At 72.1% G+C, this 14302-nt stretch carries 14 protein-coding genes; 9 read left to right on the top strand and 5 right to left on the bottom strand.

Translation table 11 applies throughout. The features are described 5' to 3' along the window. The first annotated feature begins 62 nt into the window (after nt 1-62). Nucleotides 63-1286 carry an ROK family transcriptional regulator gene (locus tag JIAGA_RS0121395; RefSeq protein ID WP_026877227.1) on the top strand — a complete coding sequence of 408 codons (1224 nt, stop codon included), beginning with the start codon at nt 63-65 and terminating at the stop codon, nt 1284-1286. 281 nt (nt 1287-1567) lie between these two features. Continuing rightward, nucleotides 1568-3010, top strand: a complete 1443-nt coding sequence (argG, locus tag JIAGA_RS0121390; RefSeq protein WP_026877226.1) for an argininosuccinate synthase — start codon at nt 1568-1570, stop codon at nt 3008-3010. Nucleotides 3011-3075: 65 nt separating this feature from the next. On the opposite strand, the gene JIAGA_RS0121385 is transcribed toward argG, so the two are convergent. Then, complete coding sequence (locus JIAGA_RS0121385; RefSeq protein WP_026877225.1) at nt 3076-3666, bottom strand: TetR/AcrR family transcriptional regulator; 591 nt, start codon at nt 3664-3666, stop codon at nt 3076-3078. Between the two features lie 98 nt (nt 3667-3764). Between JIAGA_RS0121385 and JIAGA_RS0121380 the strand changes: the two genes are divergently transcribed. From JIAGA_RS0121380 to JIAGA_RS31515, 4 genes are all read left to right on the top strand, one after another. Further along, the gene (locus JIAGA_RS0121380) at nt 3765-5174 is read left to right on the top strand and encodes an MFS transporter (protein ID WP_026877224.1); all 1410 of its coding nucleotides are present in this window, start codon (nt 3765-3767) and stop codon (nt 5172-5174) included. 52 nt (nt 5175-5226) lie between these two features. Continuing rightward, nucleotides 5227-5529: a hypothetical protein gene (locus JIAGA_RS0121375; protein ID WP_026877223.1), complete on the top strand. Its 303-nt coding sequence runs from the start codon at nt 5227-5229 to the stop codon at nt 5527-5529. Nucleotides 5530-5575: 46 nt separating this feature from the next. Beyond that, on the top strand, nt 5576-6589 hold the full coding sequence (locus JIAGA_RS31520; RefSeq protein WP_051426358.1) for a glycosyltransferase: 1014 nt from the start codon (nt 5576-5578) through the stop codon (nt 6587-6589). An 82-nt stretch (nt 6590-6671) separates the two neighbouring features. Beyond that, nucleotides 6672-7955: an HNH endonuclease gene (locus JIAGA_RS31515; protein ID WP_211239779.1), complete on the top strand. Its 1284-nt coding sequence runs from the start codon at nt 6672-6674 to the stop codon at nt 7953-7955. 163 nt (nt 7956-8118) lie between these two features. Here the strand turns inward: JIAGA_RS31515 and JIAGA_RS0121360 are convergent, their stop codons facing one another. Then, complete coding sequence (locus JIAGA_RS0121360) at nt 8119-9327, bottom strand: cytochrome P450 (protein ID WP_035812811.1); 1209 nt, start codon at nt 9325-9327, stop codon at nt 8119-8121. A gap of 100 nt (nt 9328-9427) precedes the next feature. Between JIAGA_RS0121360 and JIAGA_RS0121355 the strand changes: the two genes are divergently transcribed. From JIAGA_RS0121355 to JIAGA_RS0121345, 3 genes are read left to right on the top strand one after another with little or no spacing between them, the layout of a single operon-like run. Continuing rightward, nucleotides 9428-9655, top strand: a complete 228-nt coding sequence (locus JIAGA_RS0121355) for a DUF7218 family protein (protein WP_026877221.1) — start codon at nt 9428-9430, stop codon at nt 9653-9655. 5 nt (nt 9656-9660) lie between these two features. Beyond that, nucleotides 9661-11451 (top strand): thiamine pyrophosphate-requiring protein, encoded by a 1791-nt coding sequence (locus JIAGA_RS0121350; RefSeq protein ID WP_026877220.1) that lies wholly within the window; start codon nt 9661-9663, stop codon nt 11449-11451. Between the two features lie 40 nt (nt 11452-11491). Further along, entirely contained in the window at nt 11492-13006 is a 1515-nt protein-coding gene (locus JIAGA_RS0121345; RefSeq protein WP_169738917.1) for an FAD-dependent oxidoreductase, read from the top strand. 20 nt (nt 13007-13026) lie between these two features. On the opposite strand, the gene JIAGA_RS0121340 is transcribed toward JIAGA_RS0121345, so the two are convergent. From JIAGA_RS0121340 to JIAGA_RS34755, 3 genes are read right to left on the bottom strand one after another with little or no spacing between them, the layout of a single operon-like run. Continuing rightward, the gene (locus JIAGA_RS0121340; protein ID WP_026877218.1) at nt 13027-13323 is read right to left on the bottom strand and encodes a gas vesicle protein K; all 297 of its coding nucleotides are present in this window, start codon (nt 13321-13323) and stop codon (nt 13027-13029) included. Next, nucleotides 13316-13513, bottom strand: coding sequence for a gas vesicle protein (locus JIAGA_RS34760; protein ID WP_051426357.1), 198 nt, complete (start codon nt 13511-13513; stop codon nt 13316-13318). Before JIAGA_RS34760 ends, JIAGA_RS0121340 begins: the two co-directional genes overlap by 8 nt. Then, nucleotides 13510-14295 (bottom strand): GvpL/GvpF family gas vesicle protein, encoded by a 786-nt coding sequence (locus JIAGA_RS34755; RefSeq protein ID WP_026877217.1) that lies wholly within the window; start codon nt 14293-14295, stop codon nt 13510-13512. The genes JIAGA_RS34760 and JIAGA_RS34755 overlap by 4 nt, the downstream gene beginning before the upstream one ends. Nucleotides 14296-14302 lie beyond the last annotated feature (7 nt).

Genomic DNA, 14302 nt, shown 5'->3' with positions numbered 1-14302 from the left:
CGAACTTCGCAGTTCATCACCACCCGAGACGGCTCCGATGCCGTCGGCGCGGAAGGAGTCGCATGCGGCGAGGCAGCAACCAGCTCCGGCTGGCCGACTTCAACCAGGCCGTCGTGCTCGACGTGCTGCGCCGCTCCCCCGGCGTCAGCCGGGCCGACCTGCGGCGCGTATCGGGCCTGAGCTCGCAGACGATCTCCAACATCACCCGCCGCCTGATCGACGACGGGCTGATCCGCGAGACCACCCCCGGCGGCAGTGCCCGCGGGCGTCCCAGCATCCCGCTGGTCATCGACCGGGACGGCGCGTTCTCCGTCGGAGTCCACATCGATCCCGCGCGCCTGACCACGGTGCTGCTCGACCTGGACGGCGAGGTGCGGCTGCAGCGCCAGCAGCGCACCCCGCAGGCGACGAACCCGCCGGAGGTCACGGCCACCATCGCCGCCTCCGTCGACTCCATCATCGACGAGGCCGGCGTCGACCGCGACCGCGTGCTGGGACTGGGCATCGCCACCCCGGGCCCCCTCGACGTCCAGGCCGGCGTCATCCTCGACCCGCCGCAGCTGCCCAACTGGCGCAACGTCAAGCTGCGGGCCGATCTCCATCACGCCACCGGTCTGCCCGTCCTGCTCGACAAGGACGTGACGGCCGCCGCCACCGCCGAGCTGCGGTCGTCCACCGACGCCACGAACGCCTTCGTCTTCCTCTACCTGGGCTCAGGCGTCGGGGCCTCCGTGGTGCTCGACAACCAGGTGCTGCGCGGCAGCACGAACAACATCGGCGAGGTCGGCGACATCATCGTCGATCCCGACGCCGAGCAGCTCGAATGGACCGGCCGGCGCGGCGGGCTGGCGGCAGCGTGCGTGCCCGAGGCGCTCGTCATCCAAGCCGCGCACGTCGGGTTGCTCCCGCTGCCGAACCTCAACGACTACCTGGCCATCGACGACGCCTGTACGGCGCTGTGCGATCTGGCCTCGGCCGGCGACGGCGGCGCCGTCCGGATCCTGCGTCGGGCGGCCGGGCGCGTCGCCGTCGGGCTCGGCGTCCTGATGAACCTCCTTGACGTGCCGCGCGTCGTCGTGGGCGGCCCGCTCTGGAGCCGGCTGAGCGAGTCGTTCCTGCGCGTCCTACCCGAGCTGGTGACCCGGGAGCTCGTCGTCGCGCGCGAGCACATCGTCGTCGAAGGCTCCGCCGTCGGCGAGCACGTGGCAGCGCAGGGTGCCGCAGAACTCGTCATGGACCACTTCCTCGCGCCCCGTGCGTCAGCCCTGATGGTGGGCGAGAGCTGAGCCCCGTTGACCGGCGGACCATCACGCTGACGCCCATCGCGGCGAGCACGCGCGTCACCCCGCCCGCAACGGGTTCGCTGGCATCGGCAAGCCGGAACGCACCGGAACTCTCGATGCCTACGAACGCGGCACGGACAAGCACCAAATACTGCAGAAACGCGCGGAGGTTGTGACGTCGGCGCGTACGGGCGGGAGGGTTGGGTGAGGCGAGGGACGCGAGAGCAGGATCGGGATGGGAGCTGGGCTTGCATGATCATGCAGAACCCTGCATACTTTTGCTTGTGTCTAAGGTCATCACTTCCCTGCCCGTCGGCGAACGGGTCGGCATCGCCTTCTCCGGAGGGCTCGACACCTCGGTCGCCGTCGCGTGGATGCGCGACAAGGGCGCGGTGCCGTGCACCTACACCGCCGACATCGGGCAGTACGACGAGCCCGACATCGACTCGGTGCCCGGCCGGGCCAAGCTGTACGGCGCCGAGATCGCCCGTCTGATCGACTGCCGCGCGGCGCTCGTCGAGGAGGGGCTGGCGGCGCTGACCTGCGGCGCGTTCCACATCCGCTCCGCCGGCCGGGCCTACTACAACACCACCCCGCTGGGCCGCGCGGTCACCGGCACGATGCTGGTGCGTGCCATGCTCGAGGACGACGTCCAGATCTGGGGCGACGGCTCGACGTTCAAGGGCAACGACATCGAGCGGTTCTATCGCTACGGGCTGCTGGCCAATCCCCACCTGCGCATCTACAAGCCGTGGCTGGACGCCGCCTTCGTGGGCGAACTGGGCGGCCGGAACGAGATGAGCGCGTGGCTGCTCGAGCACGGGCTGCCGTACCGCGACAGCGCCGAGAAGGCGTACTCGACCGACGCGAACATCTGGGGCGCCACGCACGAGGCCAAGACCCTGGAGCACTTGGACACCGGCGTCGAGACGGTCCAGCCCATCATGGGCGTGCGGTTCTGGGACCCAGCCGTCGAGATCGCACCCGAGGACGTCACCATCGGCTTCGAGCGGGGCCGGCCGGTCACCATCAACGGCACCGAGTTCAGCTCCCCCGTCGAGCTGGTCATGGCGGCCAACGCCGTCGGCGGCCGGCACGGGCTCGGCATGTCCGACCAGATCGAGAACCGGATCATCGAGGCCAAGAGCCGGGGCATCTACGAGGCACCCGGCATGGCGCTGCTGCACATCGCCTACGAGCGGCTGGTCAACGCGATCCACAACGAGGACACCATCGCCAACTACCACGCCGAGGGGCGGCGGCTGGGACGGCTCATGTACGAGGGCCGCTGGCTCGACCCGCAGGCGCTGATGCTGCGCGAGTCGCTGCAACGGTGGGTGGGTGCCGCCGTCACCGGCGAGGTCACGCTGCGGCTGCGGCGCGGCGAGGACTACTCGATCCTCGACACCACGGGCCCGGCGTTGAGCTACCACCCGGACAAGCTGTCGATGGAGCGCACCGAGGACTCCGCGTTCGGCCCGTTGGACCGGATCGGCCAGCTGACCATGCGCAACCTCGACATCGCCGACTCCCGCGCCAAGCTCGAGCAGTACGCCGGCTTCGGCATGGTGGGCACCGGTCACACCGAGCTGCTCGGCGCGGCCACGCACATCGATCTGGTCGGCGAGCTGCCTGAGGGCGGTGCCGAGGCGATCGCCTCCCGCGGCGAGGTCGACAGCGACGACGAGGCCCTGGACCGCGCCGCCATGGAGTTCGGCACCGACTGAGGCAGCGACGCCATCCGATGATCATCAAGAGTTGACCCGGTCATAGCCGCATCAACTCTTGATGATCATGGGGCTGCCGGCGGGGGCGTCAGCAACCCCAGCACCGAGGCGGTGACCAGCTGGGCCACGTCCGCGGCATCGACGCGCCCGGCCCGCTGCTCCTCCGCAGCGCCCTTCAGCAGATAGTGCACGGCGCTGACCAGCCAAGCGACGGGCAGGTCGGTACGGAACACGCCGTCGTCCTGGCCGCGCCGGACGAGCTGCTCGACCCGGTCGGCGGCCTCGGCGTGCAGGAGCCTGACCCGGCCTGGGGGTAGGACGTCCTGTGCCGCCTCCAGCAGCGCCGACGACTCGGCGACGAGCGACCAGCTGGAGGCGAGCAGGCGGCCCATGGCGTCGCGGGCGTCGCCGGTGAGGTCGACAGCGGAGAGGGTCTGGTCACCGGCCCGCAGCGCGTCGGCGAGCGCGGCCTCGACCAGCTCGGCGCGGTTCGGGAAGTGTCCGTAGAGGGTCATCCGGCCCACGCCCGCGGTCTTCGCGATGTCGTCGATGGTGGCGTCCGGATCACGGCCGAGGCAGTCGCGGGCCGCGGCGACGATGCGGGCGATGCTGCGCTCGGCGTCGGCGCGCCGGCGCGGGCGGACAGCGGAAGACATACGCACCACTCTAGCTCGTACTGGAATATACGAGTTAGCCTCCCTGTTCTGAGAACTCGTACATCGACATACGAGTTATGGATCCGGAGGCGACAACCATGACGTACGACACAACGGAAACCGAACGGACGCCGCATCCGTGGCGCTGGCGCATCCTCGGGTTCCTCGGCGTGGCGCAACTGATGCTGATTCTCGACGTGACCGTGGTGGCGATCGCGCTGCCGCATATCGAAACCGACCTCGGCGCCAGCCGCGAGGCCCTGACCTGGACGGTCAGTGCCTATGCGCTGGCCTTCGGCGGCCTGATGCTGCTGGGCGGGCGGCTCGCGGACCTGATCGGAGCCAAGCGGGTCGTGCTCGCCGGCCTGGTGATCTTCACCGCCGCCTCGCTGGCCACCGGGCTGGCGCCGTCGTCGGGCCTGCTGCTCGGCGGCCGCATCGCGCAGGGTGTCGGGGCGGCGCTGCTGTCACCGGCAGCGCTGTCGCTGGTCGTCACCCTGTTCGACGGCGATGAGCGCAACAAGGCCCTGGGGGTGTGGTCCGCTCTGGGCGGTGGCGGTGCGGCCCTCGGCGTGCTGCTGGGCGGCGCTCTCACCGCCGGCCCGGGTTGGCCGTGGGTCTTCTTCGTGAACGTGCCGATCGGCCTGGTCATCCTCGTCGCGCTGATCCGGTTGCTGCCCCGGCAGGCCGCGGCCGCGCCACGGGCCCGGCTGGACGTCCTCGGCGCACTCCTGGTGACCGCGTCGACCGGCACCCTGATCTACGCGTTCATCTCCGCCGGCGACGGTGGCTGGCTGACGGCCGTGACCGGCCTGCTCGTCGTCCTGGCGGCCCTGGGCTACCTGGTGTTCGCGCTCTGGCAGCGACGGGCGGCGTCACCGCTGATGGATGTGCGGTTGCTCGCCCGCCGGCCGGTAGCCACGGGCACCTTCCTGATCCTGCTGGCCACCGCGCTGATGATCGCGGTGTTCTTCCTGGGCACGTTCTACTTCCAGCACGCCCGCGGCTACGGCGCGCTACGCACGGGGTTGCTGTTCCTTCCGGTCGCGCTGGCGACGATGGCCGGCGCGAACCTGACCGGACGGGCCATCGCCCGGGTGGGTGCCCGGCCGCTGGCCGTCATCGGGTTGCTCGTCGCCGCGGCCGGGATGGCCGCCCCCGCGGTGTCGATGCATCCGGCGACCGTCGTGGCCGGTGTGTCCGTCGCCGCGGCCGGCACCGGTGCCCTCTTCGTCGTCGCATCGGCGACGGCGCTGGGACAGGTCGCCCCGCACGAGGCCGGCATCGCCTCGGGCATCGTGAGTACGTTCCACGAGTTCGGCGCCGCCGGCGGTGCCGCCGTCGTCTCCAGCGTGGCGGCGGCCAGTTTGGTCGGCGACACCCTCAGCGGGTTCACTCGCGGCTTTGCCGCGGGCGCCGTCGCGGCGGGTGTCGCCGCTCTGGTCGCGGCCGTGCTCACACCACGGAAGCCTGAAGCCTTTCGAAAGTCCCGTACGACCGGCGCGTAGGTCGCCGACTGCTGGGTACCGGCTCTCGCAGCGTAGGAGAGGGGGCGAAGCGTTGACCGACCTCATCGCCGAGCTGAACCAGGCCCTGTACCTGGCCACGCCAGCGGAACGCCGGGCGTTCATGAGCGCGCTGCTGCCCACCATCAGCCGCTGGCTGGCCGACGCGGTCGAGTCCTGTGTCGAGTCGGACGATGCGGACGAGCGGCAGTGGCCCGACCTGGTGATGTCGCAGCTGATCGACCCGGTCAGCACCACGATCCAGCGGGCCCACCGAGTCGAGCCGCCGGCATCCACGGGAGGCGTCGTGCTCACGTCGCCCGACGAGAAACGCGGCACGGAGCAAGGATTCCGCTAGCGGTTCTCGGCGCATAGGACGCGCGGTTCCGGGAACCGGGAGCCGCATGCGGATCCTGCTCTGGCACGTGCACGGCGCCTACACGACGGCTCTGGTCCAGGGCGGCCACGACTACCTCGTGCCGGTGACAGCGGACCGGGACGCCGACGGCCGCGGCCGGGCGGACACCCACCTGTGGCCCGACTCCGCCGTGGAAGTGCCGGCCGGGGAGCTGCGCGACCGTGAGATCGACGTCGTCGTCCTGCAGCGCCCGCGCGACCTGCGGCTGTGCTGGGAATGGACCGGCCGGCGGCCCGGGGTCGACCTGCCCGCGGTGTATCTCGAGCACAACACGCCCGGCGGCGGCGCCGTCACCACCCGCCACCCGATGGCCGACCAGCACGCCGTCCCGATCGTGCACGTCACCCACTTCAACCGGCTCGTGTGGGACAACGGCGACGCCCGCACCGTCGTGGTGGAGCACGGCATCATCGATCCCGGCTACCGCTACACCGGGGAGCTGCCACGCGCCGGAGTCGTCGTCAACGAGCCGGTGCGGCGTGGCCGGGCCGTCGGCACCGACCTGCTGGGGTCACTCGCGTCGTCGGCGCCGCTGGACGTCTTCGGCATGGCCACCGACCGGCTGCACGCCGAACTGCGCCTGCCCGACGAGCGGCTCAGGACGTTCCCCGATCTCTCCCAGGACGCGATGCACGCCGCCCTCGCCCGCCGCCGCGTCTACGTCCACACCCACCGGTGGACCTCGCTGGGGCTGTCACTCCTGGAGGCCATGCATCTGGGCCTGCCCGTGGTCGTGCTGGGAACGACAGAGGCCGCGGCCGCGGTGCCGCAGGAGGCCGGTTGCGTGTCGGTCCGCCCGGACCAGTTGGCCGCCACCGCGGCCCGGCTGCTCGCCGACCCGCCCGCCGCCCGGGCCGCGGGCCGCGCCGCACGGACGGCCGCGCTCTCCCGGTACGGGCTCGACCGGTTCCTGCGCGACTGGGACGCCGTCCTGCACGACGTCGCGTGCTCGCACCGACCAACACCACGCCGGGCCGGCCGCGGGAACTCGTCGAGGTGAACCGGGCTCTCTGCTGGCTGGCCCGCTTGTCGGGGACCTTGTCAGTCCGGCGCGATAATCTGGACGTGTGTTCGAAGAAGTGGTGAGAGAGCTGACCGGTGTGGTGGACCGGCTGGGCGAGCTGCCCTCGGCGGTGACCGATGACGCCGACCGCATCGATGCGATCGCGGCATTGGAGAAGGTGAAAGCCGCCGCCGGTGCGGCACAAGCACACATCATCGCTCAGTTCGCCGCCTCGCAGCAGGCCGCGAACACCGCCATGGGGATACGGGCCCGATACGCCGGTCGCGGGGTACCCGAACAGGTAGGACTGGCCCGCCGGGTGTCCCCGGCTGCCGCGGCCCGGCACGTCGCCAAGGCCCGCGCACTGATCGAACAGCTGCCGAGCACGTTCGCGCTGTGGCGCCGCGGTGAGATCTCCGAGCACGTGGCCACGATCGTGGTCACCGAAACCTCCCACCTCACCGCCTCCGACCGGCGGCTCGTCGACGAGCAGCTGGCTGGGCAGATGGCTGGGCTGAGCCCGAAACGAGCCCACGCCGCCGCGCGACGGCTGGCCATCCAGGCCGACCCGGCCGCCGCGGTCGCACGCGCAGGACGGGCCAGGGAAGACCGCCGCGTCTGGGTGCGCCCGGCACCGGACACCATGACCGTGCTGACCGCGCTCCTGCCCTGCGAACAGGGCGTCGCCGCCTACGCCGCACTGCGCCGGCACGCCGACACCCTCACCAGCGCCGGCGACGAACGCAGCCGGGACCAGATCATGGCCGACACCTTGGTCCAACGCCTCACCGGCCAGGCCAGCCCCGACGCCGTATCCGCCGAAATCGGGCTGGTCATGACCGACACCACCCTGCTGGCCGACGACGACACCCCCGCCGACCTGACCGGCTACGGCCCCATCCCGGCCACCCTGGCCCGCACCATCGCCCACGGCGGCAGCGACCATGACTCGTCCGCGGACCGCGCCACCGGCGACGCCGAGCGGGCACGAGTGTTCCTACGCAGGCTGTTCACCGACCCAGCCACCGCCATCATCGCCCACACCGACCCGCGGCGGCGCCGCTTCGACGGCGCTCTGGCCACCCTGCTGATCTACCGCGACCGCACCTGCCGCGACCCGTACTGCGACGTCCCGATCCGGCACCTCGACCACATCCGGGCGCACGCCACCGGCGGATCCACCACCCGCCACAACGGACGCGGCGTGTGCGAACGCGGCAACTACGTCAAACAGATGCCCGGCTGGACCACCCGCCTCGCCGACCCGTACCAGCACATCGTCGAAACCACCACCCCCACCGGCCACACCTACCGATCAGCACCGCCGCCCGCCCCCGGCGTCCACCCACGAAGATCACCGTGACGAACCGTCATGGGTCGGATGCCGCTCCTTCGGTAAGGAGCAGGCGTTGCGGGTGTTCACCGAGGCGGTGGCGAAGAAGGTCGCGGCTACGGCAGGACCGGCGAGGGGTCCTGACGCCCAGGTCGTCATCCAACGTGGCGTCCGACAATGGGGGCGCGCCGGGTCAGCCGGCGGGCGTGATGACCACTCCGCTGCGCGGCCGCGCCGGGATCCGGGTCAGGTCGACACGCAGGTCCTGGGCCGGCAGGTCGTAACCGGTGGTCGCCAGGTGCTCGACGGCCTGCTCGATCATCGCGAGCGTGACCGTCTCGCCCGGACAGCGGTGGCCGGTCGCCACGTCCCCTCCGCCTTGCGGCACGAGGCTGTCCGGGTCGGCCGGGGGCGCGAGGAAGCGGCCGGGATCGAAGCGGTCCGGCTCGGGCCAGCGCCGGGGGTCGTGGTCGGTGCCGTGCACGTCGAGGATCACGTAACCGCCGTCCGGCACACCGACGCCGAGGACGTCCTGGGCCGTGGGAGCCCGCGCGGCCAGGACCGGCACGAACGGGTAGCGGCGGCGCACCTCGTGGGCGAAGGCCGCCCGGGCGGTCGGGTCGCCGGCGGCGATGAGGTCGCGCCAGAACGGCTGGTGGTGCAGGGCGATCCCGGCGAAAGCGATGAACCACGCGACGGCCACCATGGGCCGCACGACGTTCAGCAGGGCGACCGCGGCGGCTCGCTCCGGCAGCAGTTGTCCATGTGTGTCGTGCGCGTGCACCACGGCGGCCAGGGCGGTGCCCGGCCGTGGATGCACCTCATGAGCGCGCGCGGCCCGGATCAGGCGGGTGGCCCAGCGCTCCAGCGACCGGCGGGCCAGGACGGCCCTCGCGTAGCGCGGGCCAGGGCTGGCGAAGCCGTCCAGCAGCGCTGCCAGTTGACCCGCCCGCCGGCCCGTGCCGGCGGGCTCGGCCGGGACTCCCGCCCACGGCAGCGCGGTGGCCGTCAAGACGTGGACGGCCTGGTCGAACAGGACGACGGGGCGGCCCGCCTCCCATGTCCGCGTTGCCTCCCGCCACTGCTCGCGCGCCCCATCACGCAGTCGCGCCACCGCGGCGGGGGCGAGCACGTCGAGGAACATCGCCTTCTGGTGGTGGTGCTCCGCGCCGTCCAGGCCGTGGATCGATCCGTGGCCGAACAGCACGTCGCTCACCGGCGGCGGGACCGCGCCACGCCGCCGGAGCAGCGGGTCGTAGAAGCGGCGCACGCCGTCCGGCCCGCCGACGAGCACAGACTCGCGTCCCAGGAACCGGACCGGAACCGCCGGCCGCCCACCGCGCAGCCGCGACGCCCACAGATATCCGCACCGGACCAGGCCTGCCGACTCGTCGATACGCATGATCGCCGACTACCCCGGCGCCAGCACTTCACTCCGCTGCCCGTGTCAACGCAGGCCGGCCGGGTACGGGTCGTGGCGTACGCGGTCGAAGGAGGTTCTCATGCCCAGCAAGTCGGCGAACGTCAAGAACGAGAAGCAGTACGAGGCCCTGAAGGACAAGGGCATGTCGAAGGAGCGGGCGGCGCGCATCGCCAACTCCCCCGGCGCGTCCAGCCGTGGCGGCAAGCAGAGCGGCTCCGGCGGGGACAGCTCGCAGGGCGGCACCACCGCGCAGAAGAAGAAGGCCGGCAGCAAGGGCGGCAAGGCGGCGGCGCGAAAGAACAGCTGAGCGCCGTGGCTGAACAGCGAGTGGTCGCCGATCTCATCGTCGACAGGTTGCGTCAGTGGGGTGTGCGCCGGCTGTTCGGGTACTCCGGCGACGGCATCAACGGCGTGATGGGTGCCCTGCGCCGGGCCGGTGGCGACCCGGAGTTCGTGCAGGCCCGGCACGAGGAGAACGCGGCCCTGATGGCTGTGGGGCACGCCAAGTACACCGGGACGGTGGGTGTCGTGACGAGCACCCAGGGTCCGGGCGCGGTGCATCTGCTGAACGGACTGTACGACGCGAAGCTCGACCACGTGCCGGTGGTCGCCGTCGTCGGGCAGCAGCACACCACGGTGCTGGGCGCGGAGTACCAGCAGGAGATCGACCTGACCAGTCTGTTCAAGGACGTGGCTGCCCAGTTCGTCCAGACGGTCCTGGCCGCGGAACAGGCGCCGATGGTGCTGGACCGCGCCTTCCGGACCGCGCTGGCCACTCGCTCGCCCTGTGTGGCGATCGTGCCGCACGACGTCCAGACCGAGCCGGTGCCGGACGAACTGCCGCAGCAGCACGGCGTCGTCGTCACCGCGCCCGAGTGGCGGGCGCCGCGCGTCGTACCGGCCGACGACGACCTGCGCGCCGCCGCAGACGTCCTCGGCGCCGGGCGGCGGGTGGCCGTCCTGGTCGGCCAGGGCGCCCGGGACGCCGGCAACGAGGTCAGAGCGGTCGCCGAACGGCTGGGCGCAAGCGTGACCACGAGCCTGCTCGGCAAGCCGTGGTGGGACGAGTCGCTCCCCTACAGCTGCGGTGTCATGGGGCATCTCGGCACGTCCGCGTCCGGTTTCCTGCTGGACTCGTGCGACACACTGCTGATCGTCGGCAGCAACGACCCATGGACGGAGTTCTACCCCGCGCCCGGGCAGGCCCGGGCGGTGCAGGTCGACATCGACGGACGGCACCTGGGCAACCGGTACCCCGTCGAGGTGGGCCTGGCCGGCGACGCCGCCGAGACCATGCGGGCCCTCCTACCCCTGCTTCCCGAACACTCCGACGACACCTGGCGGCACGACGTCGACGCCGCCGTCACCGAGTGGCGTGACATCGCCGAGGAGCGGGCCGCGCTCGCGGCCGACCCGGTGAATCCCGAGCAGGTCGTGCGTGCGCTGAGTTCCCGGCTGCCGGCGAACGCCAGGGTCAGCGTCGACGTCGGCTCGATCACCTACTGGTACGCGCGGCACCTGCTGTTGCCCACCGGTGTCCAGGCACACCTCTCCTCCACGCTGGCGTCCATGGGCTCGGCGCTGCCGTACGGCCTGGCCGCGAAGCTGGACCGGCCCGGCGCTGCGGTCGTGGCACTCAGCGGTGACGGCGCAATGCAGATGAACGGACTGAACGAGCTGGTGACCGTCGCCCGGCTCTGGCCCGGCTGGGAGGATCCGCGGTTCGTGGTGCTCGTGCTGAACAATCGCGAGCTGGCGGAGGTCACCTGGGAACAACGAGAGACCGAGGGCGAGCCCCGGTTCGACGCCAGCCAGTCGCTGCCCGACGTCCCGTACGCGCGCTACGCCGACCTGCTGGGGCTGCGCGGGATCCGGGTGGACGATCCGCGGGACGTTGACGCCGCATGGGACGCCGCTCTGGCCGCCGACCGTCCGGTTCTGATCGAGGCCGTCGTCGACCCGGACGTGCCGCTGCTGCCGCCTTTCCCAGCCGGTGCGCAGAAGCTCGAGCCGATGCGCGAGGCCCTGCGACGTGAGGGCCCGCCCGGCCGCCACGCACGAGAGCTCCTCGATGCCCATGCCGGCATGGAACGCCGGCGCTGACCGGCACCAGCCCGACCAACCGCGCCCTTTGGAGGCACCGATGCAACCCCGCTCCTACTGGCTGGACAGCACCGGCGACCCTTCGCTGGGACGCGCCGAGCACCCGCAAGAGGCCGACGTCGTCGTCCTGGGCGCCGGAATCGCCGGCATCACCACGGCCTACCTGCTCAAGCAGGCCGGGATGACGGTGGCGCTGATCGAAGCCGACGACCGGCTGGCCGCCGGAGTCACCGGGCACACGACGGCGAAGGTGACGAGCCAGCACGGCGCGATGTACGCCACGCTCACCAGCTCCTTCGGGCCGGACACCGCACGGGCCTACGGCGCCGGGCAACACCTGGCGATCGACTGGATCGAGACCGAGGCCGCGGCGATCGGCGCCGAAGCCGACCTGTCCCGGCGCGACAGCTATGCCTACGTCGAGGACGAGTCGTCGGTTCCCGGGCTGCGCCGTGAAGCCGGCGCGGCGGCGGAGGCCGGCCTGCCGGCGCAGTTCGTCACCGGAACCGAGCTGCCGTTCCCCGTGGCCGGGGCCGTCCGGTTTACCGGACAGGCCCAGTTCCACCCGCGCCGCTGGCTGCTCGCGCTCGCCGCCCGCATTCCCGGCGACGGCAGCGAGATCGTCACCGGCACCCGCGCCACCGGGCTCACCGAGGGCGACCCGTGCGTCGTCGAGACCACCTCCGGACCGGTACGCGGCCGGCACGTCGTCGTCACCACCCACTATCCGATCTTCGACCGGGGCGTCTTCTTCGCCCGCCTCGAGCCGCGTCGCGACCTCGTCGTCGCCGGCCCGGCGGATCCCGACGACGTCCCCGCCGGCATGTACATCTCCACCGAGGACCGGCACTCGATCCGCACCACGCCACTCGACGACGGGCGGGTCCTGGTCATCGTGGGTGGTGAGCCACACCGGGTGGGCGCTCGCACCAGCGTCGCCCGGCACTACGACGAGCTGCACGCGTGGGCCCAGGACCGGCTGCCGGTCCGGGAGTACCGGTACCGCTGGCTCGCCCACGACCTCACCACCGTCGACTCACTCCCCTACATCGGCCGCTTCCACCCGCGCACCCGCAACGTCTGGGTGGCCACCGGCTTCGGGCACTGGGGCATGACCAACGGCACGCTGGCCGGCCTCCTGCTCCGCGACCTGATCACCGGCGAGGAGAACCCTCTGGCCGGGGTCTTCGACCCCACCCGCCGTACCGTGCGCCAGTCAGCCACCGAGTTCGTCCGCGCCAATGCCTATGTGGCCGCCCGGCTGATCGGCGACCGGGTCGACACGCTCGCCACCCGGCCAGGGCCGGCCGCGCTCCGGCCGGGCAGCGGCCGGGTCATCACCGCCGGCACGAGGGCGATCGCGGCCTACCGTGACGACGAAGGCTCGCTCCATTGCCTGTCCGCGCGCTGCACCCACCTCGGCTGCCTCGTCGTGTTCAACGACGCCGAACGGACCTGGGACTGCCCGTGTCACGCCTCGCGCTTCGACACCGACGGACGGGTCCTCTCCGGCCCCGCCGTCCGCCCACTACCGCGCGTGGCACCGCCGGAGTGAACCAGCGCGTCCCTTGCGTCTCAGCCGTCGCCGAGCAGCGTGCCCAGCGGGCCGAGGTCTATGTCGAGGTCGCGGACGGTCAGGCCGTACCGGCCGCGCAGCTCGCTCATCGCCTCGTCCAGCCGCATCAGCGCCACGCCGAGGCTCTCCACCTGCTCGTCGGTCAGGTCGCCTTCGTCGACGCGGCGCAGGGCCTGGCGCTCCATCAGCTGACGGATCAGCTCGATCACCGTGAGAACCAGCTTGAACAGGTCCCGCTCGACCGAGTTTGCGGTGGTGTCCAGGCGCCGGGGCAGGACGTGGACGGGGTCAGTCATCCCGCTCACCCGCCCGGACAGAGCTGATCAGGGCGTGCAGCCGGACCTCGACGAGGTCGACCCCCGCCAGGGAGATGGTGATGTCGCCGGCCAGCACGACGCCGGTGGCCAGCAGCCGGTCGAGGAGGTCCACCAGGGCGATCTGCGCGCCCTCGGGCCGGGACGGCGTGAGCGCCGGGGCGACGGTCACTGTTCCTCCACGGTCACGAACGAGTACGCGGGCCACGGCCCGGCGACGTCGAGGCGGCAGCGTGGGTGCCGTTCCCGCAGGCTGTGCACGACGTCCATGAACTCGTCGGCGCGGTCGTTCGCCACGAGGTAGGCACCGTTGAGGCTCATCGGTGTGTCGCTGCCGGTGAGCCGCTGGTCCTGCACGGCCAGCCGGCGAGCATCCGCCGCGGCGTGGGACAGCGCGGCGTGGACGTCGTCGGCCGCGGCGAGCGACGCGGCCAGCGCGTCCTCCCGCCGGGTGGCGGCGGCCTTGCGGCGGCGCAGATACGCCGCACCCGACCCCGGGGCGCCGATCGGGGCCGCCGGCGCCGGCTCGGGCGACGCCTCGGTGGCGGGCGGCGCGTACACCTTCACGCTCCATTCCGCCCGGCCCGTCACCTCGTCGAGTGCGCGCCGGAAGCCGTCGTGCCACCGGTCGAGCCGGTCGCGCACGCCGTCGTCGTCGTCGCAGATCGTGGCCAGACGCAGCGGCGCGGTGGGCACCACCCGGGCGACCCCGTCGACCACGGCGTGGTGAGCCCGCACCATCCCCTCCAGCCACTGCAGATCGTTCAGGTGGTGACGCAGTGCATCCGCACCGAACCCACCGTCCGCGCCGGTGTCGACGGTGCCCACCACCGCCACCAGATCTCGGTGCCGCACGGTCCGGACCGGTTCGCCGGCCACGCCGCGCAGGCCACCGATGACGTCGTCGTCGACCGGCTTGGCGATCGCGTAGAGGTAGCACCCGGTGTCACTCATCCCCGGA

Source organism: Jiangella gansuensis DSM 44835, from assembly GCF_000515395.1.
Lineage (GTDB): Bacteria > Actinomycetota > Actinomycetes > Jiangellales > Jiangellaceae > Jiangella > Jiangella gansuensis.
The sequence above is the reverse complement of the archived record's forward strand: the minus strand, read 5'-3'. Positions and strand labels throughout refer to the sequence as shown.

Excerpts from the sequence above, each read along its gene's own strand:
- JIAGA_RS0121345 (WP_169738917.1), top strand. The coding sequence starts at position 11,492 with ATGCAACCCCGCTCCTACTGGCTGGACAGCACCGGCGACCCTTCGCTG.
- JIAGA_RS0121355 (WP_026877221.1), top strand. The coding sequence starts at position 9,428 with ATGCCCAGCAAGTCGGCGAACGTCAAGAACGAGAAGCAGTACGAGGCC.
- JIAGA_RS31520 (WP_051426358.1), top strand. The coding sequence starts at position 5,576 with ATGCGGATCCTGCTCTGGCACGTGCACGGCGCCTACACGACGGCTCTG.
- JIAGA_RS0121385 (WP_026877225.1), bottom strand. The coding sequence starts at position 3,666 with ATGTCTTCCGCTGTCCGCCCGCGCCGGCGCGCCGACGCCGAGCGCAGC.
- JIAGA_RS0121340 (WP_026877218.1), bottom strand. The coding sequence starts at position 13,323 with ATGACTGACCCCGTCCACGTCCTGCCCCGGCGCCTGGACACCACCGCA.
- JIAGA_RS34755 (WP_026877217.1), bottom strand. The coding sequence starts at position 14,295 with ATGAGTGACACCGGGTGCTACCTCTACGCGATCGCCAAGCCGGTCGAC.
- JIAGA_RS0121380 (WP_026877224.1), top strand. The coding sequence starts at position 3,765 with ATGACGTACGACACAACGGAAACCGAACGGACGCCGCATCCGTGGCGC.
- JIAGA_RS0121395 (WP_026877227.1), top strand. The coding sequence starts at position 63 with ATGCGGCGAGGCAGCAACCAGCTCCGGCTGGCCGACTTCAACCAGGCC.
- JIAGA_RS0121360 (WP_035812811.1), bottom strand. The coding sequence starts at position 9,327 with ATGCGTATCGACGAGTCGGCAGGCCTGGTCCGGTGCGGATATCTGTGG.